Consider the following 21,062-nt stretch of genomic DNA (forward strand, 5'->3'; position numbering starts at 1 on the left):
GGCGGAGAGCGGATGCGAGGATCCTTGATGGACTTAAGGTAAGCATGCATGAGGTCCTTTTCAGTTGAAGCACCACGCTGACCGTCGCCAAACGGTTAGGGTGGCAGCTGTGCGCAGGTTGGCGAACCGAGGAAAAGGAACTCGGCAGACCCGAAGGTCTCCCACGCACAGCCGCCATTACACGAAACTGCGGACGCAAAAAAAAGCGCCTGCAATCGTGATCGGGGCGCCGTTGCGCCTTTTCGTACGGGTCGCCAAACCCGGTCGCGGAATTGGCCGCGACGGGGGCAATTTATCCCTCTGCGCCTGCTATCGCAAGCATCACGGGTGTGCGAAAGGTCTCTGATTGCAATAAGAAGCTCGTGCAAGCCGGCAGCGCTCGGAGCAGTAGCGCACCTCCTCCCAGCAACGTGCCCAGCGACGCCGCCAGGCGAATGGCCGGCCGCATACCACGCAAGTCTTCTGCGGAAGATGGGACTTTTTCACAGCGACTCTCCGGCATCCATCCGCGCCAGCAACTGCTCGCCACGACTCCAGAGCGCAGCGACGCGGGACTCATCCATGCGATGCAGGTTGCGATAGGCCATGGCCATACGCGGATTGCGGCCCAGGCGGTCCTGATGGCGCATCAGGAAGTGCCAGTACAACGCGTTGAACGGGCACGCATCGTCCTCGGTCGCATGGTCCACCCGGTAACGGCAGGCGGCGCAGTGATCGGACATCCGCTGGATGTAGCGACCGCTGGCGCAATAGGGCTTGGAGCCGAGGTAGCCGCCGTCGGCGTGCATCACCATGCCCAGGGTGTTGGGCAGCTCGACCCACTCGAAGGCGTCCAGGTACACCGCCTTTCCAGCGTGAAGACCACCAAAACATATATTCCAGCAAAAGCTGGAAACAGGCTTTGCGCGGTGACCGAACACATTTGCTGCTGCGAGGTAGCGCCCCATCCCTGCCGCTGGCGTCGGTCGATAAAACGCAGTTCGACCGCGCCAGCATTCAGCGGTATCACAGGTTAGTGACCGAGGTCGCTTTCAGCGGCGTTGCCCTGCATCAGGCTCACTTTTGCGCATTGCTCACTGGCGAGGCGGCTAATGATGCGGATGGCCTGGTGGATGCCTGCCGTGTTGCGAAAGCTCAGGCGCGGGTTGTGTTCGCACTCCAGCATTTCGTCGTGCTGGACCAGGGCTTCGCCGAGGAGCTCGAGGGTCCAGGCGTAGCTTTGCAGGGTGGAGAGGCGTTCTTGATCAGTCATGGGGCACCTTCTTGGGTGCGGGAGAGGGCTGGGTGTGGATGAGGTAGAAGGTTTGAGGGGTGGGGGCCGGTTTGGGGTGGCGGCGGAGAACGGATGCGAGGATCCGTAAGGGATTTCTGGTGGTCATGCATGAGTTCCTTTCGTTGTGGAACTGCCACCGCTCGCGGCCAAGCAAGTTTAGGTGGCAGCAGTACGCGGGTTGGCCGACCGGGACGAAAGGAACCCGGCACACCCGAAGGTGTCCCGCGCACCACCGCCATAACACGACATCGCGGGCACAAAAAAAGCGCCTACGATGAAGACTGGGCGCTGACGCGCCTTTCGATTCCGACCGGCCAAGGTCGCATCGCCGATGCTTCGGCGACGGAGGGAATTTATCCCGATGTGCTTGCTGTCGCAAGCATCACGAGTGAGCCTTCCTCAAGAAGCCCCGAATAACGATTCACATCACAGCGTGTGCTGCGAACGCTGACTACGGCAGCGCTCGGAGCAATAGCGCACCTCCTCCCAACAACGCGCCCAGCGACGCCGCCAGGCGAATGGCCGGCCGCAAACCACGCAAGTCTTCTGTGGAAGATGGGACTTCTTCATATCGACTCTCCGGCATCCATCCGCGCCAGCAACTGCTCGCCACGATTCCAGAGCGCAGCGACGCGGGACTCATCCATGCGCTGCAGGTTGCGATAGGCCATGGCCATACGCGGATTGCGGCCCAGGCGGTCCTGATGGCGCATCAGGAAGTGCCAGTACAACGCGTTGAACGGGCACGCATCGTCCTCGGTCGCATGGTCCACCCGGTAACGGCAGGCGGCGCAGTGATCAGACATCCGCTGGATGTAGCGACCGCTGGCGCAATAGGGCTTGGAGCCGAGGTAGCCGCCGTCGGCGTGCATCACCATGCCCAGGGTATTGGGCAGCTCGACCCACTCGAAGGCGTCCAGGTACACCGCCAGGTACCACTCGCAAATAGCCGCGGGGGCGATACCTGCAAGCAGGGCGAAGTTGCCGGTCACCATCAGCCGCTGGATGTGATGCGCATAGCCCAGCTCCAGCGTCTGGCCAATCGCCTGGGCCATGCAGCGCATCTCGGTGCGGCCGGTCCAGTAGAACTCCGGCAGTGGCCGGCGATTGCCGAACACATTGAGCGCAGCGTAGTCCGGCATGCGCAGCCAGTAGATACCGCGCACGTATTCGCGCCAGCCGATCAACTGGCGGATGAAACCTTCGGCGGCATTGAGCGGGACCCGGCCCTGGCGGTGGGCGCTGTCCACATCGGCGCAGAGCTGGCGCAGGTCCAGCAGGCCGATGTTCAGGGCGGCGCTGATACGCGCATGGAACAGGTAAGGCTCACCCTCGGCCATGGCGTCCTGGTAGTCGCCGAACGATGGCAGCGAGAAATCCAGGAAGTGCTGCCAGAGCGCCTGCGCCTGGGCGTGGTCTACCGGGTAGTCGAAGCCCTCCAGGCGGCCATAGTGGCCGCCGAACCGGGCGCCCACCAGGGCCACCACCTCACGGGTGATGGCGTCCTGCCCGAATCGCGCGGCAAACGGGCCACGCGCGCCCTTGGGCAGAGCCTTGCGATTATCGGCATCGAAATTCCAGCTATCGCCCAACGGCTGGCCATCCAGCTCCAGAAGCAGCCCGGTGCGTTTGCGCATCTCGCGGTAGAACAGCTCCATGCGCAACTGCCGGCGATTGCCCGCCCACCGCGCGAAATCCTCACGCGAACAGAGGAAACGGCGATCGGCGTGCCAGTTCAGCGGCAACCCACTGACACGCAACGCCTCCTCCACCCGCCACTCACCGCATTCGGTGAGGTGCAGCTGCGGCCCGCCGAGGGCGTCGTGCCAGCGGCGCAACTCCCCCGCCAGGCTGCCGCTGTTGTCGGGTGCGTCGAGCCGCACATAAATCACCCGCCAGCCACGCTTCTCCAGCGCTGCAGCAAAGTGGCGCATGGCGCTGAACACCAGCACGATCTTCTGCGGGTGATGCGGCACGTACTGCGCTTCCTCGCTCACTTCGGCCATTAGCACCGCGTCGCTGGCCGGGTCGAGGGCATCGAACAGCGAGAGGTCGAAGCTGAGCTGATCGCCCAGGACCATGCCCAGGCGGCGCACACCGCCGCTCACCCGCCTACCCGTCCAGCAGGGTCGCGGCGGAAGAACAGGGTCACCTGGCCCAGTTCGACACCGAGCTTGCTCATGCTCGAACGGTTGATGAGGGTATCCTCGTCCATCAAGTACATCCAGTCATCGAATTCCACTTCCCAGGTCGTCCCGTCCACGTCCAGGTTCATGCGATAGCGCCAACGCAGCGCATTGCCCGCCACCTCGCCATCGGCCTCGCCGATCACGTCCCCGGCTCGCCCCCGCCAGCGCCCCTCGCCCACCGGAACCAAACTCCAGACCCGCTGCTGACGGGTACCGTCGCTGTAGAGAAAGTGCTCGTCGAGGATCAGCCGCTCGCCCTCGCGGCGGCTGATAATGTCGACCTTGAAGCGCTTGACCACCTCACCCGAGCGATTCTGGAAGATGCCCCAGGCCTGCACAGGCCGAGAGAAGTAGCCCGGCAGATCGAGCTGCGGGCGCTCCCCCGCGTAGTGCCCGACCTCGGTGCTGCCGCAGCCACTGAGCAGCAGGCTGCACAGCAACCACATCGCGATGCGCATCATCGACCTCCTCACGGACTTGTCTCATTGAGGCCCAGCAGTTCACGGCGCAGTTGGGGATGGCGAGTGCGGGCATCCAGCCAAATGGCGAAGAAGGCGCGGGCGAAGGCGGTGTCGGCTACCGTGTGGCGCAGCGCGCCATCGACATAGAAGCGGCCCCCCTTGCCCGGCAGGTAGAGGCCTGTGATGCGCTGGCCCGGCTGGACGTCGACGAAGGCCTTGCGCATCTCGCTTTCCCAGGCTGCCAGGCGGGCCTCATCGACCGAAGGGCCACCCAGGCGGCGCATTTCGTCGAGGCTGGCTTGCACCAGCGTGTCCCGCGACAACTCGCGGCGGTAGATCAGTTCTAGAGCAAAGGGCTGCTCCCAGGAAACCTGTACAGCCGGGCTCCACATGCGCGCCTGGTAGACCCGCAAACCGAACCAGGTGAAATCGCCCTGGCCGACCAGTACGGCGCCTGGTAGGTCGCTGCGCCAGTCGGCCCAGGTTGGTGGGCCTGTCAGCAGCAGGGCTGCCGTGGCTAGGCAGCGCACGAGTGTGCGGAAAGAAGTTGCCAGACTCATGGGGCCTCCAAGTCTGTTCAGCTCTTTAGGATACTTATACAGAATTACATGTTTGTATAGGTTTTGATGCTGGCGCTGGCCATCACGTACCGGAATGGCCTGTGAGCTTCTCGCATACGATCAGCGCGAGAGTCACCTGTAACCGGGGGGCTGTTGCACCGGGTTTCAGCTCGATACCGCAATCGTGACTGATCGCAGCAGAGGTAGATGGTCGGCTACATCGTCTGCGGGAACGTTCGGCAGGCATGCGGCCCTGTGCTTGCCCTTGAACACAAAGGCCTGCATCGCTGCAAGCCTTGATATCTAGGGCGGAGACAGGAATCGTATCAACACGAAAGAGGCTGAATTCAATGGGTATTGTTCTTCAGGGTATGACTCATTATCTCTAAAATTATCCTCAGCCTATTTCCAGGTGGCGAACCATCGTGAAAAAGCCCTGACTTGCGGCAGACCAGTCTGGAAGGAATTCAAAGTGATACGCCGAGCCACCCACATTCAGCAGGAGGGTGGTCATCAATAGCTTTCATTGCCGAGCTTATGCACTGCGCTGACAGTCGAACACGGTAAGTCCTAGGACGAATGACTCGATGGCTTCGATAGTCTGGGTCCGCTCGCCGTGCAGCAGCCTTGCAGCGGCATTCGCAATCGAGAGCTCGCCTTGAAGAGCGGCATCCACAAGTTGCAGGCCAGCCTCCTTGATGTCATCCGTGAGCGCCAAGTTGCTCCAAGCCTCCCTCGCTTCGTCGAGAGTCTCGAAGATCGCCCGATAGATGCGTTCCTCCTCGGGCATCCTGGTTCCCTTGCTGCTCCAATACGCATCAATACCTTGGAGCTCTGCCAACGGGTTGGTGAGACGAGTAAATACGTTTAGCGAATCCAGTGGAGCTGCCTGGAGTCCTGCGGCGGCACACCAGGGTTGCGCCAGTTCATTTGGTAGGACAGGGAACAGTCTGTCGAAGCCAGATGTAGCGAGATTCGTCAATCCGAGCTTGTTCATGACCGGCAGGACGCAAATCTTGCGCCCGTCATCAACGAGAGCGCGCCAGGCTGGCCAGCCACTCTCTAGATCCACGCCTGTTCCATCGGTGTTCACAGGCAACGTGACCAACACATCCGCAGGCGGCCACACCCCGGGAATGGTAGCCTCAGGCAGCAGATGAACGCCGATGCCAGGGCTTATTGCGGTCATCTCGGCCCTTAGTCTACCTTCCAAGTTATTGAACTCGGCCTCGCGATATCGGCGCGCTGCAAGTGCAGCTTTGCCAAGCGCACTTCCCTTTGGGGCCTTCTGGCAGCGGTGGGTGAGGAACGGATGCAGCCCTCTTTTCTCGGACTCACCGGCCATGGTCTGAAACATTTCCACGAGGCGTCGTAGCTCATCCAACTCTTTCGGAGCCTCGATTGACAACACATCCCATGACTCCTCGGACGCCGCAATCGTGATGCTTTTCTTTAGGTCTGCAAGCCACCCCATGTAGGCCGAAGCACCCTGCGGCAGCGCAAGAAACCTCCGGACGAGGTCCGTGGAGCAACTGGACAGGATCGATGGCAGCCTCGACAGGCTCTGAACCTCAGCAGTTGGCTGCTCCTCCTGTGGCGCCACCAAGCTGATAGCAACGTCGTACACGCGCCCCAAGACGTTGAGTGCCGTTGTATCAGTCTTCCCTCTGAATTGCCCGTCAAGCAGGGCTCTGAGGTTCGGGACGAGCAAATTGAGCAGATCCAGGCATTGCGCTAGATATGCGGTGTAACTCTTAGCAGCTAATTCCGAGTTGAGAATGGCCAGCCACGCACGATTGCGGGCAACCTGTTCGGGCGCAGGAACGTTCGCTCTGGGCATGCGTTTGCAAGCAAGCGGGTAGCCTCCAATTGTGGACGGGACGATGCTCCCGTCAGCTCCGAGCGCGTTGCTGGAGACAATATCTGCTGCAGGTGTCAGCGCCAGCAAGGTCTCACAAGTCTGATACACCTCGTGATTAAGGTCGGTTTGCACGGAGGTTGCTACATACCAGAAGTCTGAGCGAACCTCTTTACCTTCCTCGCATGGGCTAAGACACGGCGCCTCAGCCCATGCGACATGGTCGGAGAAGCGCTGGAACAACACCTCTTGCCCTACTGCATCGACCCAACTGATCGCCAGCGCCCTGTCGACCCTTGCTGTGACTCTTAGTAGCGAAACTACGGCTTGGAAGTCCGCGTCGACAAGCGGGGGAGAAAGTGTGGCCAGCTCCCTCAAGTGCGAAGCTGGGATGACTTGGCCGAGTAGCGAAGCCATGAGCCGGGTCAAGTCCCCCATGCTGCTCCCCACCTGAAGCGTGCGGCGCAGATCGCTTGGAGCTAACCGAGCCAAAAAGCGAGCGGTCAAACCTGAAGCGATGACCTCAGTCCTGATTTCAGTAAAGCGTCGAGATACCGAGACTATCGGACCGATATCTGGTGGCTCGACGTCGCCAATCGCAAGTCCAGCAGGCGTTCCCAGCAACGACTTCGCCATCGCTAGTGTTTCGGCGGTCTGGAGCCATCGTCTTATCACCCGATGCGCGTTCGTGTGATCCAGCCCTGTCAGAATCGCGCCGAGGAGCGCCGTTGTCGGTGCTGCCTCCAATCTAAATGCCAGACCTTCAATGACCTCGTCATCGCATCCCTCGTGCCTAGAGAGCGTGCGCTCAAGGAACCGAGACATCTCGGATGCCGGCACCAGCCAAACTGCAGTTGCGACCGTAGTCGACAACAAGGGGGGCGCGAACTCGTGAGACAGAAAAAGTAGCTCTGCAGATCTCAACTCATGCAGCCCCACGATCCTGCCGTCATGTGTGTCTTGAACCAGGTGCTCATCCTTGAGTCTGGTCAGCGCTAGCGAGACCGTAGTCGCTGGCTTGGACAAGACGCGAGGCAACTCTGACACATCAGCACCGCAACCCGCGGCGTTCACACAAGCCACCATCCTCAAGACATCCAGTTCGTCGTGTCGAGTGACGTCGTTCATCCGCGCAGCAATCTGCGCGTGCAGCGTCTCGCTCAATCGATGCCCCTGGGTAAGCACGTGGGTGTACTCAAGTAGGTGGCCAGCCGCCAGCGCCCAGGGTTCTCGCCATCCTTGCCAAGCGGTTTGCCCTCTATCCCTCAACTCTCGCCACACTCGTTCAGCAAGAGTGTCGTCGCCCTGAACCTTGACCTGGGCAGCGCGACGGTTATCTACCAGCGGATAGCGATCCTCCTCTCGTACAGATGCCAAAAGCAGCAGCCCGGGAGTGCGATTTACCTCCGCAGTCAACGCGGTCCAACCCTCCGAGAACCCTCGGCCCACGTCATCGATGATGAAACCGACGGGCGCATCTGCAGTCGCTCGTCTGGAGCGCGCAAGCTGGACAAGTGACGCAACTGCTGTCTGCGGCAGACGATGAATCTGAAACCAACGCACTGCGTGGCGACTGGCATACGCGGCTTCCCAAAGAACTGCTGACTTTCCTGAGCCGGAAGCACCGTGAATGAGCGCGTTTCTACGGCTTTCCAGTCCTTGGAGAACGGCTGCACGGAGCTCAGGGCGTTCCACAACAAGTCCTGCGGCTACATGTGATGCCTGCGCATCGACACCCAGGTAGAACTGCGGATCCTCATCAGGAGTCAGGAAGTCCACAGCTGAACACAAGCCCTCGGTTAGCGCTGCCTCGACTAGTGCTGAGGTCAAAAGCGGCTGTAGCGCATCGAACCGCTGCTGAACATCAGATACTGCAAGCCCAAGATAGGCGTTCTCCGGCCGAGTACCATTTACATCAGAAAGATGCCCCACCACGCCCAAGAGGTCCGCGAAGTACATCTCGGCTTCGAAGGCGGTGCAGGCCTGTCTAGCCGAAATCTGGGCTACTGCGCTTCCGCGAGGGTCAGGCAGCACAAGCACCTTGGTTCGCGCAATGAGGCCAGCCAGCCCCTTGCGTCCCTTCAGCTGGGCTACGACGGTCGGATAGGCGGAAAGGTCCTGCAACTGGCGGATGGCAGTGCGGCGTTCGTCAACATTGCTTTCGAGCACCAGCAGAAATTGGTCGTCAGATAGCAGCCCTTTTCCTTCCCACATCTTCATGACGAAGCCCGCCACTGAGCGAGCTGAAAACGGGCCCATGTGGTCGCGTCGTGACTTGACCTGCGCGAGTGCTCTAGCGCTGGCCGTCCTGAGCTCAAGATCGTCCCCCCCTTCAGGGACGACGTTGCCGTACCCAAGCTGGCCAACAAAGCTTTCCACGGCAAGGCTTGCCGCAACCGCATCCTGATATCGGAACCCGCGTCCCGCATGAGAGCCTGCTCTTGTCGCCAAACCAAACCTCTCCTTCCGTGACTTGCTTAAGAAACACGAAACGGTAGCTTTGATACGTCACTCGCCGCAACATCGCGATCAAAGTCAACGCGCGTATAGTCACGAGAGTAATAGGAAAAACTTTTTAACTTGAAGTACGCATCCATATCCATATAGCGTCGAGACAGCTCTAGGCTTGCAGCCTCAGCTGAACCTGCATCAAAATCATCACTTAAATGAATCGCAGAGATACCACTTTCATACGCACTAGTTGAGTCAACTACTTCAGCACCAAGCTCAGACCACTCTCGCAAGAGTACATTTGCGGCTATTGGCGGCCCATACGCCACAACGGGACCAACCGAAACTCCTGCAATCGAGTCTTTATGATTATCAAGAAAAGACCGCGTTTCCTCAAGCGTCGTGGCCGTTTCTCCGGCATAGAGTAAGACATTTACTTTGGCGGATATGCCGTTATCCCTACAGGCTTCGAGCAAAACAGATGCTCGGCGAATATAGCGCTCGGGATCCTTCGATTTACGCATATTTAGGATTTGTGTTGGCGAGGCCGTTTCGAGCCCCAGATCAAGCACCTTCATCCCCGCTTCCGCAAGACAAGCAATCGTTTCAGGCGTAAGCACATCTACACGACTTTCTGTCCGCCACGAGATATTGAGGCCGCCAGCCTTTAATGCCTTCGCAAGGCCAGTACCCCATTTCACATTAGGGACGAACATTGATGACTGAAAATAGGGCCGGATCTCACGCCCCCCGTACTGATCAGAAACTGCTGATAACGCATTAGCCATGTGATTCACCGCACCTAACTTCTCAAGTGGGATATCTCGCTCCTCGCAGAAAGCACACCCCATGCCACAGCCACGTGACGCTTCAATGCTCGGTTGATAACGCTCAAAGCCTGATACCAAGGTATGGTTCAGGGCGACATCTGGCTTCGGAGCAGAGAGGATCCGCAAGTCAGGTGCTTCAGTAAGCAGGCTGGCTATTCGTGGCTCTGCTAGGCCTGGGACCAAAAGGTCCGCTTCCGGCAGCTTCGCGTGTAACCAGTCAGGATCAGGTCCAACGACCCATCGCCCACCAACAATAATTTTGGCCCCTGGGTCAGAGCGACGTACCAGCCTACAAAAAATCTGAGCCCAAGGAAGGGCGTAGAAGCTTGGGATGGATAGCATTATGGGGAAATTGGACGGAAAGATCCCTTCTTCCAGCAGCGCCCTAAGAATCTCGGCGGGCTCGCGATGCTCACCATGCACCATGAAGGTCGAAGTCCCCATGGTATCGAGGGTCGTTGCAAGAGATAATGCACCGTAATTAAGATAGAGCTGTCGACGAGCAAGCATATGGTCGCGTTTTTTGGGCGATAACATGCCAGCGGATACGAATACCACTGTATTAGAACGCTTCATTAAACACCAGTTTCTCTTGACTTTACAGCGAAAGGATACGTATGCCATTTGTAAGCATTGAGGGCATTGACGGTAGCGGGAAGAGCGAGCAAGTTAAACGACTTGTTGACCATCTTAGAGCTCTAGGGCTCTCGGTGCTACAGACAAAAGAGCCGGATGGAGGGCATTTGGGTAGCGAGGTTCGGGCGATCTTAACGCATGCCGATCGAAACCTCGCCCCTGCTGAGCAATTGTTGTTAGTCAGCGCTGCACGTTATGACCACGTGAAAAATGTCATTCGACCTGCATTAGCGAAGGGCCAGTGGGTCATCTCCGATCGTTTCGTTGACTCAACCTATGCATTCCAAGTCGCAGTGTCCGATGCCGATCTTCATCAGTTATTTCGATCAGTCACCGACATTGTTGTAGGCACTACGCTCCCCGACTTCACATTCATCCTCGACCTTCCGCTCGAGGTCGCAGGAGCCCGGAGAGACCAGCGCCATGACGATATCAGCGACCCGGCGGAAGCGACGCGGGATTTCGCGGCCATCCGGAACGGGCTATTAGAGGTGGCAATCCAAAATCCGGGGCGTTGCCACATCATCGACGCGAACCAGCAACCGGGTGAGGTTGCACGCGACATCTGGCGCATAGTGGAACTGGTACTGCGAGATTTTCCTGCAAACCACTGAGCAACTAAAGTCTATCGCGTAAAATTTGATAACCTGAGTCTTTAATGAATCCGCAAACCCGTAACCTACTCATTCAGCGTGTGATTGATTCGCTAGGCATGTTGGCACCCGGTTCAACTTTCGAGCGTTTCGGGGTCATCCTGATTCAGCGGATGTGTGGTGTCAAACTGGTTCAACGTGGCTCTTCGGTCAACGGCAGTCCAGTTGGGGGCGCTTTGGACGCTGTCTCCGAAGATGGTCGGATTGTGGTTGAGGCGTCGATTCAAAAAGGATACTTTTCCGGTGCAATGAAAAAGCCCTGGGATGATCTCAAGCATACCCTCGCGCTTGCGCCACTCGCCGAAGAGATCTATTTGCTGAGCTCGCAGCGCGCGGAAACAGGCGCTATCGAAGCAATGGTGAACTCAGCTTCGCAAGAGAGCCGCATGGTTGAGCGACACCTCCATCTGATGGACAGCCGCGCCATCGCGGAGGCTATCATTGACACGCTGATGCTCTGTGACGATGCAATCGACGACCTAGCGGAATATCTGCCTGTCCTTGCCGAGATACGAGATGATCACCCTGCGTCATTGAAAGTGCCTCTACTGAGCGAGTTTTACGTTAGAAATGAGAAAGTTGATGAAGAGCTCGATCAACGGCTAGAAACATCAGCCTGTGTTGAGATCAGTGGCATTGGTGGTATTGGTAAATCACAAGCCGCCGCCGCATGTCTAATGCGGAGTGCAAACCGTTTTGAATACAGATTTTGGGTCAGTGGCCGAGATATCGACACTGTCGAGCGGCTCTCTTCAGTACCAGTCAAGCGAGGCGGCGCCGAGCGTAATGTTAGCGGTTTATTGAAGAAGAACTGCACCTTTTTAGTCGTAGATGATGCACGCCCAGATCTGAAGATCGAGGAATTAGCTGCTCTTTGCGGGCCAGATTCGCGAATCCTGATCACTCGGCAGAGCCCCTCAAAAGGAGCATTCCCTATGCCACCCATGGAGGAGATGCAGGCTCGAGAACTGGTTGGCAAAGGCCTCAGCACCCACCCATCTGAGGAAGAGTTTCAAACGATTTGGAGCGCTGTCGGCGGACATCCGCTAAGCCTCGTTATGCTGAATGCTGCCGCCCACGAAGAGGTGCCGTGGGACGAACTCGCCAACGACTGCGCTAATGTCGCCAATATGCCCCATAACGGTGCACGGCTTGCCGACTGCATTCTCGGCCGACTGAAACCAGTTCTGGAAGAAGAGTTGTGTATGTTCCAGTGGGCAGGCCAAAGCCACTGCGATCGTGAATTTTTCAAATATGTTATCGGTTCACTGCGTTTAAAACCGTTTGAGCGTCATGGTTTGACTGCACCCGAGAGCAAAGCATCAATCCGTGTTCACGATATAGTTTTTACCGCCTTAAACTCGTTGAATTGGCTAACCGAGGAAAAAGCGAGAACAATCAATAACAGACTCGAAGAGTTCATTCTCCAGCAAATCCGAACGGATGGGCATGCGCTGCAACTGATCGCATCTCAGCTTAAAGGGAAGATCGCTAGCAATGTCAAAAGTGGTGATCGGCGTCCAGCCTTCCTTTACACCTTAGCTATGGTCTGGAAGGGCACTGAAATTCAGCATGAACTACTGTCTGATCCGCTTGAGGATGCAAGTCGACTCAGACAGCTAGACGCCTCACAAAATGAGGTAGCTATTTTAGTGGTTCTCGAGACCATAGAAGCAAAAGAACGCTATCTACGTCAAACTAAAGGCGAACCGACGGCCAGAACATGGCTTGGAACAATCCTAGAAGCATATGACGACCTAGCGGCCATGTCCGGCCTTGATATTCGCCAAGCTGCTGAAATCAAATATCACCATGCGAAAACTCTCCATAGCCTGATGAGGTACGAGGAGGCGAAGCGCTTATTCTTGGAGGTAGTTTCCAGTTACCCACTGAATCAGGCAAAACTTCAACTTTTGAGATCTTTTGGTCGTCACCCTGATGGCTATGAAACAGCTCAACGATATGCCTCAGAGATAATCGATGCAAAACTGAACAACGACAATGTATCCCCTTCCCTGCTAATGGCACTGGGCGATGCCCTTAATGGAGCGAGACAAACATGGGCAGGGGAACTCCTCAAGCAACATGAGGAGCTATTTCTACAGCAGGCTCTATATAGTGCCGCCATCGGGATACCGCAAGGTTATCACTCCGTCGCAAGTTTCATTCGTGCATTGACCTGGCATGAACCAGAACGGGTTAAAAGCGTATTGGAGCAGTTACCCGAACCAACCCCTCTGATGTTGGACGATGACCAAAGCCGCGGTGGCTATGCAGAAATCATGCTGCTCGCATCGGACGTCAATGCTGCTGAGCTAAGCCTTGTTCTAGAAGCTTTCGAGACGCTGAAGTCACCAGATCCCTATCAGAAGCGCAAGTGGGGAGAATCGCTTTATAAACTTGGCCGCCACGAAGATGCAGAAAATATTTTAGAGTCCATCGAAGATGGGAGTGGGCGGATATGGCTGGCTCATAACCTCTCGCAGGTGAAACTTGAGTTAGGCAAGCTAGATGAGGCCCTTAACCTCGCCACTGAGTCTATTGAGGGAGCAAATGGCGTCAACATCAAATACCGTAGTAGCTTCCTTTTGCAGCGTGTCAAAGTTAAGATTGCGCTTGGCCAGGACCCAACTTGCGACATAGCCGAAGGTCGAAGTCACACAACCAACCCCGGACTCCTAAATCAATTTTCCTCATTTGAAACTAGCAACGCATAGTTTTGAAAGTAAGTTCTTCGTTTCGCTTAGGTGGAGATCGTACGAACCGGACGGTCGCCTAAACAAACTAAGCGTTACTCTTGCCCTCCTCCTCCTCCTCCTCAAGTGAAACTCCACACCACTCACACCTGCAACCAAAATACACATCATAGGCGCCTTGACACACTATCTGGTGCTCCTCGCCAGCTTGAGCATCCCGCTCAATGCAGTCATTACAAAGATTGATAGTGGGATACTGTTCAGAGGTGCTGTCAGATTGCATATCCCCAAAGACGGTACATGTTTTCATAGTTAGCGGCTCCTGGCTGATAAACCCAGCATAATCACTGTGAGGCTTAGAAAAACATGAGATTTTTAAATTCTTCCGACCTTTGCTGAAAGGATCTAAATATAGATAACCACAGGGAACCCAATGCTTTTTCGGACCTCCGAAACGGGGCAATGAGCATGATAAATCGCTTTTGCTAAAGCTGCCAAAGGTTTTCCGGCCTGATCTCCTAGGTGTACTAGCGGTACGGTACTAAGTTTCTTACCTGTAACGTAGAGTTCGCTAAGACGAACTCAGCCCCTCTAGCCTTCAGCACTCCAAAGTAAAAATTATTAGCCAGTTAAGACGAAGAGCGTTTTAAACCCAAGTACTCAAGAATAAGATGATGGCAGTCAAAGTTAATTGGATAGCTCTTGCCAGCAGGCACAGTCCGAGTATGGGTCGATTTTCGATGTGGCCTTGCAGAATATCCATTTACTGACTGCAATGTACAACCAAGCTTCTTTTCAATACCAGTAAGGGCATCTTCAGTGCTTCCGCTTAACAAATATCCCAACATAGCGCCAGAGCCAGAAAATGGAGCATAACGGCAAGTCAAAAACTCATCATTTACATCCTTAGCATAATCAGCCAATCGACCGGGTGTCTCAAGCACCTTTGCCTCGATTGGCCACATAACACGCTCATCAGCACGTAGAACAAAAGCAAGATCATATGCCGGCGGCTGCGCGGGAGGAGCCGCCATCGTCTCATGCTCAAAAGAGCCATGTTGCACATAGAATGGCTCATCTCCACTCATGGCATCATCTACTCTTTGCTCCAGTAGTTGCGTGATGCTTCGCTCAAGGTCTTTAGTTTCAATCACTGGACGATTGGAAGCCATTTCGTCATAAGCTTCCCAGATGAACCCTAGAAGCTTCTCCGAAGGATCGGGCATCCAACTGCAGGCCAATGCAGAGAAAGTAGGATCTGGGGAATTGCTAGAAGTGGGCCACACCGATGTCACTTACTCACCTCCATGTTTACAGCTGATTGCCCCCAGCGGAAAAGATCAAGAGCCACTTCATCCGCATCGTTCAGTCCTGCACTCCGCGTCCAGTATCGAGCTATATCCGGCTTCAAAATTAGCACTGTTGGCGCACCACTACTGGAGTCATATACCTTTACGACTCTTTGATGATATATGCCACGCCTTTTGGTTTTACCTTCCGGGTGAGAAAAATCTATACGCTCCAACTCCCTTAGCAAGGCAACAGTTCCGATGTCTACGACATCTACCGCTGAGTCCGACTCGACGCCAAGCTGGAATGCTACCAGACGATATGGCAAAGGCCGTGAGCCCACACACCTAAAAATAGTTGCTTTTACCGCCTTATCATCACCAAAACCCGCCCTTATAACGCGAGTAAAATACTGGCAGTATTCCCGCAACATCTGCTCACCATAATTTCCACTGGTAACCTGCCTGCCCGCCGAGCGCTCATCGCCCCTAAAATCTGCAAGAGTGTAGTTGAACATATCTTCAACCAATACTCTTTCTGCATCTTTTAAGCGATAAGCCTTGAATGCAACATGATCAATTTCCTCAAAAGAAGAAATATCTCCCAGCGTGCTCGAAGAAGGAGGTAGCGGAACCCTAAGCAGCTCATTAACCAAAGCAGCAGGACGGTAGGCTGCAATTCGACCGCTAGTTAACTGTAGAAAGTAGACCGCAACCATACTATTCAATGCAATCAAGGCCCGCTCCAGGATATCTGAATCGGCATGAATACTTACATAACTATCATTGAATATTGCAGCGTTCTTCATAGATGACGAAGCCAATCTGGCCTGAAATCTTGATACTGCTTTCTGCCACCCTTTCTTAATTATAAGTTGCGGCCAGGCAAATGCGCTAAAATCAGAAGAATCTTTAGAATGAACCGAGACATCAGTTACTTTAGGTAGAGAGTCTACATCAATAGTAAGCAGCGATCCTTCCGGGAACGACCGTCCCTCAAACAGGGGGCGTCCGTTCAAGCCAGGCTCCGGTCTAGATCTATCACCGTAGATCACACCCTGCCTAATCTTTACATCGCGACTCAAAGATTCAGAATAAAGACTTGCTTGCTTCTGCAGTTTTTTCAGAAGAATCCTGTCTCTACTTCCACCCCACATCAAAGATATCCAGACAAGATCGTCAGATATAGCTTCTCGAACCGTAACCCAGCGGCAATCTTGCGGCTCTACAACTATAGTAAACTCATCAACCAGAGGTTTTAAATGCTTAGGACTAACATAAGAAATACGCTCGTCGAGCTCTGGCTTTCGAGCCCGCATAATTACTACGCACGACGGTGAAACAGACGTCTTGGTTGTATGCGACTTCCTCTTAAAGACCGTAAACCTCAAAGCCGAAAGATTATAAATAGCCTCAACGCGGTGCCTTAAGAAAAGTTCCTTTCGGAATCCCGCAGCTCTAGACCCGTTAAAAAGCAATGCGCTTGCTGATTGAATCATCGCAATAACGCCGCTACTTTCTCTCAGCATCATTGCAGCTTTAGCCAAGAACAAACCGCCTATATCCCTATTAGCGACAGTCCAAGCGGGACGTGAATTTTTTGCCCATTCAATAGCAGAATTGGTTACTAAGTTTTCACCCCACGGAGCATTACCAACGACTAAATCGTATGACCCGAGGTCGTGCTCGGTACTGAAACCAGGCAGCGTCTCCTCGAAAAAATCCGAGCAAATTAGTCGCTTACCTCGCATACTTGGAAATACAACTTGCGTCCAATAATGCCTTGGCTCGATCTCATCGCACATAGCCAGATATAGACTAAAACATGCTACACGTACAGCATGTGGATCTTTATCTACACCAAATATGTTACGATCCAAAATCCTGCGCAATACCTCCGCCCGAACAACTTGATTCGGATTGGAAAGTTTCCAACGGTGCACTAGCCGTTGAAATGCCTTGACGAGAAAAATACCAGACCCGCACGCAGGGTCTATTACCTTTAAGTCCCACTCTTTCCCTCCCCACGGTAGAACCCTATCAAGAACAAAGTCTACGAGATGAGGTGGAGTGTAGAATATCCCATCAGCAGCGGCACGCTCTGTAACAAATGTTTCGTAGATGCTACTAATGAACTCTAAAGGAATAACATCAAAGGAATACTGCGGCCATAAACATCCCTGCCCAGAAGGCATATCCACATCACCACGTATAAACTCAGCAAGAATTGCAAGATGCTCACTACTTACAGCACCCTTTTCTTTCGCCCATCCTTGAGCGCGACGCTGTGCAGTATCACCCTTACCTGGGAAGAGGTCACCATTAAACCTGACGTTCAACCAATCAAACAGGCTATAGGTATCATGATAATCTGAAAGAACACTATCAAAGCTTGCATGAGTCTTCGCCAAGATCCCATCTGCATGAAGTCGCCCTAACTTTGCCGGAGTCAGTGCGGCTGCGCCATCAGAGTCTTTTCTGTCAAAAAGAAATTGTACAAAAATTATTCTAGCCAACAAATCATGGCAGACGTCATCATCCACAAGCCCGGACTTAGCTAACTCACCACGAATATAGCGGAGATTGCCAAGAAGCATCTGATCCGCTCTACCATCACGGTCAAAACGATCAGGGTATTGCGAGAAGAACTCTCCAGAAACCAAGTTAATCCAGTGCAGAGCACGAGCCGCGTTATTTTCTAAAGCCTCGCCATCGTCTAGATCCTCGGACATCAACTGATGGACAAGAAACTCTGAAATTGACTTACCTGGATCCGGTGCCTCGCAACAGCTCCATACACGCAGAAGATTCGGCTCTAGCGTTATAAGAATCGGGCTATGCGAAAAGTTCCAACTAAGACGGTGGAGTTCTCTGAGAGTTCTTTCACTAGCCACGCTTGCAAACTCAACAACGATCGCAATGGGTGGTTCGGTTGTAGAGGAATGTACATCGGGAGATAGCACACCGACGTACGCCTGCTGGCCGTCAGTAAAATGAACCAGCGCTCGACCAATTTTTTCGCGTGCGAGGTCTGCAAAGATCGCAGCCCCAGCTCCGCTAGGGTGCGTGACATTTTTCGGTTCTGGCCAACCGAGGATGGCGTGAGCCTTCGCAAGTGATATGGGCGTCGCGTCCTTCACGATCCTAGCTCCAAGCGTCCTTGGCGCTCCCCGCCAAAACGTCCTGGCTTAGCGGTTCCGCGATGCTTTTTGGGTGTCATTTCTATTCGTTCTATAACCGAGTGGTAGGCAATACCGCATACATTCATCTCAGCGATCAACGCAGCGATGACAGCCAAATGACTCGGGACAACGCCAGTTTTGGCGTAATTAGAGACCGAGTTCCTGTTCATCCCTACCAGGTCGGCAAAGGCCCGTACGGTAAGGCCCGCTCTTCCCAGCTCGGTTAAAAAATCAGCGTATGTCATTGCTATAGCGGCGACCAGAGGAATACACAGAATTTTATGACATCCACACATAAAAGTCTGTGTTTTTGCAACGATAGCGATAGGTGGAGCCCCAATTCACATAACCTGAGACCAAGGCAGCTCTGCTGCCGCAGCCGGTCGAGGGTTGGAACGCAGGACCTGAGCCGAACAACGTTAACACCGACCTCAAGCCGGGCTGATGTACCTCGAAAATAGGTACACTAGCGGTACAGCACGAAGGTACTCACCTGTAACCTACCGTTCGCTAACGTACTGATTGCCCTGTGCTTTCGCGTACTGTACCGTTTCCTCGTGCAGCCCAATGAAACCTAGCGCTTGCGGCCCTGCGTAACCATGAGCCTGTCATAGCCGCAATTACGGCCATCGCGCTTACCCGCCACCAATGCCATGTCGGTCACCTCATCTGCCGTTCTACGATCCTCGCCCCACGTCATCCCGCCAAGAATGCCGAGTGTTATCAGGGATCAAGGCCCCTGCGACCTGTGGGGAATGTCCTCTACGCGGGACTGGCGGCTCCTTACGACCGGGAGCAAGGGCATCTCATGATCTGGCCTCCTGAGCACCGTTACCGGTGGGCGGGTGGAGGCTGCATTGGCTGACGAGACCAGTGCCGCGAGATCCTGAGCCAAGTGCAAGCAGCAATGCGATGACCGGGGCATGCCTGACTGTCAGTCAGGTGCAGTCCATTCCGTGGTCTGTGGCACCATCATCTACAAGGCTATTGCTGGTGACATCGGCGTTTGTCACGCCAATTGTCACGAGGGGGAATGCCGCAAAGCCATGTGCGATCAGGGCTGAAGCAGTGGTAGAAGTGCCCGTCTCTTTCCACAGAAAGAGACGGGCACAGGTTGGCGCAATAGTCGGCCAAGCGGATAGGTTGCTGCAGGGCAGCGAGGTACGGTGTGTCTGGCGCACGAGGGCCATATGTGTAAGAGCATCCATCACCGGGGAAGTGACCGGGCGAGCTGCCGGATGCTAATCGCCCTTGGGGAGAACCACCGCGGGAGCGGCGTGGCCTTGAAGGTTCGGGCCACCTGGGGTGCTGTCTTCGACAGCGCTTGCACAGCCAACTCTACCCCTGTGGACAACCCCGATAAGGGGCAGCAATTCACTACTCCATAAGACTTCCGGGGCAGTTATCCACTGATGGCGCGGTGGCTTCCTCCGCCCCTCAATGAAGGCCATGTGATAGCATTCCCGCACCCCAGGAGGGGTAATTATCAACAGCCGCAAGGAATAAGCCCTGTGAAAGACTTCGTCATCAGCGTCAACAATACCGTCCTCTACGTCTCCCTGGCCGTGATCTGGCTTTTCGCCTTCGTCGCCATGTTCACCAGCGGCTTCCTGCCAGCCCTGGGGATTTTCGTAGTGGGTACCTTGAGTTGGTGCATCGTTTCGGGCTTCTGGTTTGTCCAGTCGGCCACCTATGAAGAGCTGCGCAAGCTCAACGCTAATAAGGGCTGAAGAAATGGGGCGATGCCGAATGTGTGTCGCCCTGCTTTGAGGGCTTGGCTTTATATGGTGCATGCACGCTCGCGGCGAAATAGCACTCGCCTACCCCGTGTTTTCCGAGATGTTCCATGGCAAGCCTGAATGCAACGCACGACATCCTTTGGCTTGGGGTGGCAGGCCCATAATCGCGTTTGGAAAGCACAAACTGCCTTCATGGCAGCCCACCGTTCCAGAAGGAAATCCCCTTAAGCGGGGTCACGTGCTGGATGGCACGGGCTTCGCCCGTGTTCGCGGGCAAGCCCGCTCCCACAGGTACCGCGCTAACCTTTAGATGTTGAGCAAGGCAGTGGCTACCACTGGGATTGCGCCAGCCTTTAGATGCTGAGCAAGGCAGTGGCTCAAACAGGCACGGTGCAATTTCTGAAATATCAGATACCCAGGTTTTCCCAGTTCGGCTGGACTAGATGGATTGCCCTGGGCAACGAGCGCACGAGCTATGAGTGCAAACGGGTATCCACAGCCTTGCCGCAATACCAGATGCTCCCCCTCGCCACGCAGACTTTTCCCCAGCCTCAACCCACGGATCCAAGTCCTCCTTGGCCCAAGGGAAACACGCGGCAAACGTTCTCCAAGGAAAGCATTCCGCAAATTTTCTTACCATAGCGGCCAGCAAAGGAGCTGCCGTGGTTACCACACCATCCCCCATTTTCAAGATGAAACCCGCCGACCTGGTGGACCACCCCACAGGCGGCAGCGTTTTTGGTGTGATCCCGCCGATTACGGCCATGAACATCAACCTTGCCGAGGGTAAGGTTTACGTCAAAGTCGGCCAGCATTTTCACCACGCGAGGGCGATCGGGTGCTCGGCTTCCACTACTCAGTGGTGACCTGGACACCTCAGCCCACTCCACGGGGAACCAAAGTCGGTGAAATTAAGATCGATTGGGCAAAAGAAAAGGCGACCCTTGCGGGGTCGCCTTCGGATGTTACTGAGGCTGTAGTCGCAGCGATTCTTTAGTTTCCGGATCCATGATCCTTAAGTTCAGAACCCAGTCGAATCATCGGCCGTATGGTGGGGCCTATCGACTGTCCCTACGTCAGTGAGTGCCAGTTTCACTGCTGCCAGATTCGGGGGGCCAATTACTGGCAAGCCATGCCCGAAAATGCGCGTTTGCAGTCCTCGGGGATCATTCTCGAAGATTTGCCCTGAAAGGTCAAACCAGCTGTTTTCGGCAATTTGTTACAGCAGAGACTGGGGCCGTCACG

At 55.0% G+C, this 21,062-nt stretch carries 14 protein-coding genes and 1 pseudogene; 4 read left to right on the forward strand and 11 right to left on the reverse strand.

All coding sequences use genetic code 11. The features are described from left to right. Window positions 1–321: 321 nt before the first annotated feature. From PspTeo4_RS17565 to PspTeo4_RS17605, 9 genes and pseudogenes are all read right to left on the reverse strand, one after another. Window positions 322–486 (reverse strand): DUF2256 domain-containing protein, encoded by a 165-nt coding sequence (locus PspTeo4_RS17565; protein ID WP_322365186.1) that lies wholly within the window; start codon window positions 484–486, stop codon window positions 322–324. Further along, a pseudogene (locus tag PspTeo4_RS17570) lies at window positions 483–845 on the reverse strand (cryptochrome/photolyase family protein); the annotation flags it as partial. The gene PspTeo4_RS17565 and the pseudogene PspTeo4_RS17570, both read right to left, overlap by 4 nt. Window positions 846–1,012: 167 nt before the next feature. Then, entirely contained in the window at window positions 1,013–1,252 is a 240-nt protein-coding gene (locus PspTeo4_RS17575) for a hypothetical protein (protein WP_322365187.1), read from the reverse strand. A gap of 447 nt (window positions 1,253–1,699) precedes the next feature. Next, window positions 1,700–1,843: a DUF2256 domain-containing protein gene (locus tag PspTeo4_RS17580; protein ID WP_322365188.1), complete on the reverse strand. Its 144-nt coding sequence runs from the start codon at window positions 1,841–1,843 to the stop codon at window positions 1,700–1,702. After that, window positions 1,840–3,354 (reverse strand): cryptochrome/photolyase family protein, encoded by a 1,515-nt coding sequence (locus PspTeo4_RS17585; protein ID WP_322366884.1) that lies wholly within the window; start codon window positions 3,352–3,354, stop codon window positions 1,840–1,842. The genes PspTeo4_RS17580 and PspTeo4_RS17585 overlap by 4 nt, the downstream gene beginning before the upstream one ends. Before the next feature lie 23 nt (window positions 3,355–3,377). After that, window positions 3,378–3,920: a DUF3833 domain-containing protein gene (locus PspTeo4_RS17590; RefSeq protein WP_416196962.1), complete on the reverse strand. Its 543-nt coding sequence runs from the start codon at window positions 3,918–3,920 to the stop codon at window positions 3,378–3,380. Window positions 3,921–3,931: 11 nt separating this feature from the next. Then, window positions 3,932–4,483, reverse strand: coding sequence for a chalcone isomerase family protein (locus PspTeo4_RS17595; RefSeq protein WP_322365190.1), 552 nt, complete (start codon window positions 4,481–4,483; stop codon window positions 3,932–3,934). 535 nt (window positions 4,484–5,018) lie between these two features. Further along, window positions 5,019–8,561 carry a hypothetical protein gene (locus PspTeo4_RS17600; RefSeq protein ID WP_322365191.1) on the reverse strand — a complete coding sequence of 1,181 codons (3,543 nt, stop codon included), beginning with the start codon at window positions 8,559–8,561 and terminating at the stop codon, window positions 5,019–5,021. Window positions 8,562–8,818: 257 nt separating this feature from the next. Next, window positions 8,819–10,198: a B12-binding domain-containing radical SAM protein gene (locus PspTeo4_RS17605; RefSeq protein WP_322365192.1), complete on the reverse strand. Its 1,380-nt coding sequence runs from the start codon at window positions 10,196–10,198 to the stop codon at window positions 8,819–8,821. A gap of 41 nt (window positions 10,199–10,239) precedes the next feature. Here PspTeo4_RS17605 and tmk point away from each other — a divergent pair, with 41 nt between their 5' ends. Beyond that, window positions 10,240–10,872 carry a dTMP kinase gene (tmk, locus tag PspTeo4_RS17610; RefSeq protein ID WP_322365193.1) on the forward strand — a complete coding sequence of 211 codons (633 nt, stop codon included), beginning with the start codon at window positions 10,240–10,242 and terminating at the stop codon, window positions 10,870–10,872. Between the two features lie 44 nt (window positions 10,873–10,916). Continuing rightward, window positions 10,917–13,628 carry a tetratricopeptide repeat protein gene (locus tag PspTeo4_RS17615; protein WP_322365194.1) on the forward strand — a complete coding sequence of 904 codons (2,712 nt, stop codon included), beginning with the start codon at window positions 10,917–10,919 and terminating at the stop codon, window positions 13,626–13,628. A gap of 608 nt (window positions 13,629–14,236) precedes the next feature. Here the strand turns inward: PspTeo4_RS17615 and PspTeo4_RS17620 are convergent. Together PspTeo4_RS17620 and PspTeo4_RS17625 are read right to left on the reverse strand one after the other, a co-directional pair. After that, window positions 14,237–14,833, reverse strand: coding sequence for a hypothetical protein (locus tag PspTeo4_RS17620; RefSeq protein ID WP_322365195.1), 597 nt, complete (start codon window positions 14,831–14,833; stop codon window positions 14,237–14,239). Between the two features lie 65 nt (window positions 14,834–14,898). After that, entirely contained in the window at window positions 14,899–18,036 is a 3,138-nt protein-coding gene (locus PspTeo4_RS17625) for an HsdM family class I SAM-dependent methyltransferase (protein ID WP_322365197.1), read from the reverse strand. Window positions 18,037–19,589: 1,553 nt separating this feature from the next. Here PspTeo4_RS17625 and PspTeo4_RS17630 point away from each other — a divergent pair. Continuing rightward, window positions 19,590–19,808: a hypothetical protein gene (locus PspTeo4_RS17630; protein ID WP_322365198.1), complete on the forward strand. Its 219-nt coding sequence runs from the start codon at window positions 19,590–19,592 to the stop codon at window positions 19,806–19,808. A 671-nt stretch (window positions 19,809–20,479) separates the two neighbouring features. Continuing rightward, the gene (locus PspTeo4_RS17635; protein ID WP_322365201.1) at window positions 20,480–20,683 is read left to right on the forward strand and encodes a hypothetical protein; all 204 of its coding nucleotides are present in this window, start codon (window positions 20,480–20,482) and stop codon (window positions 20,681–20,683) included. Window positions 20,684–21,062: the final 379 nt, after the last annotated feature.

The sequence above is a fragment of the Pseudomonas sp. Teo4 genome (genome assembly GCF_034387475.1).
Lineage (GTDB): Bacteria > Pseudomonadota > Gammaproteobacteria > Pseudomonadales > Pseudomonadaceae > Aquipseudomonas.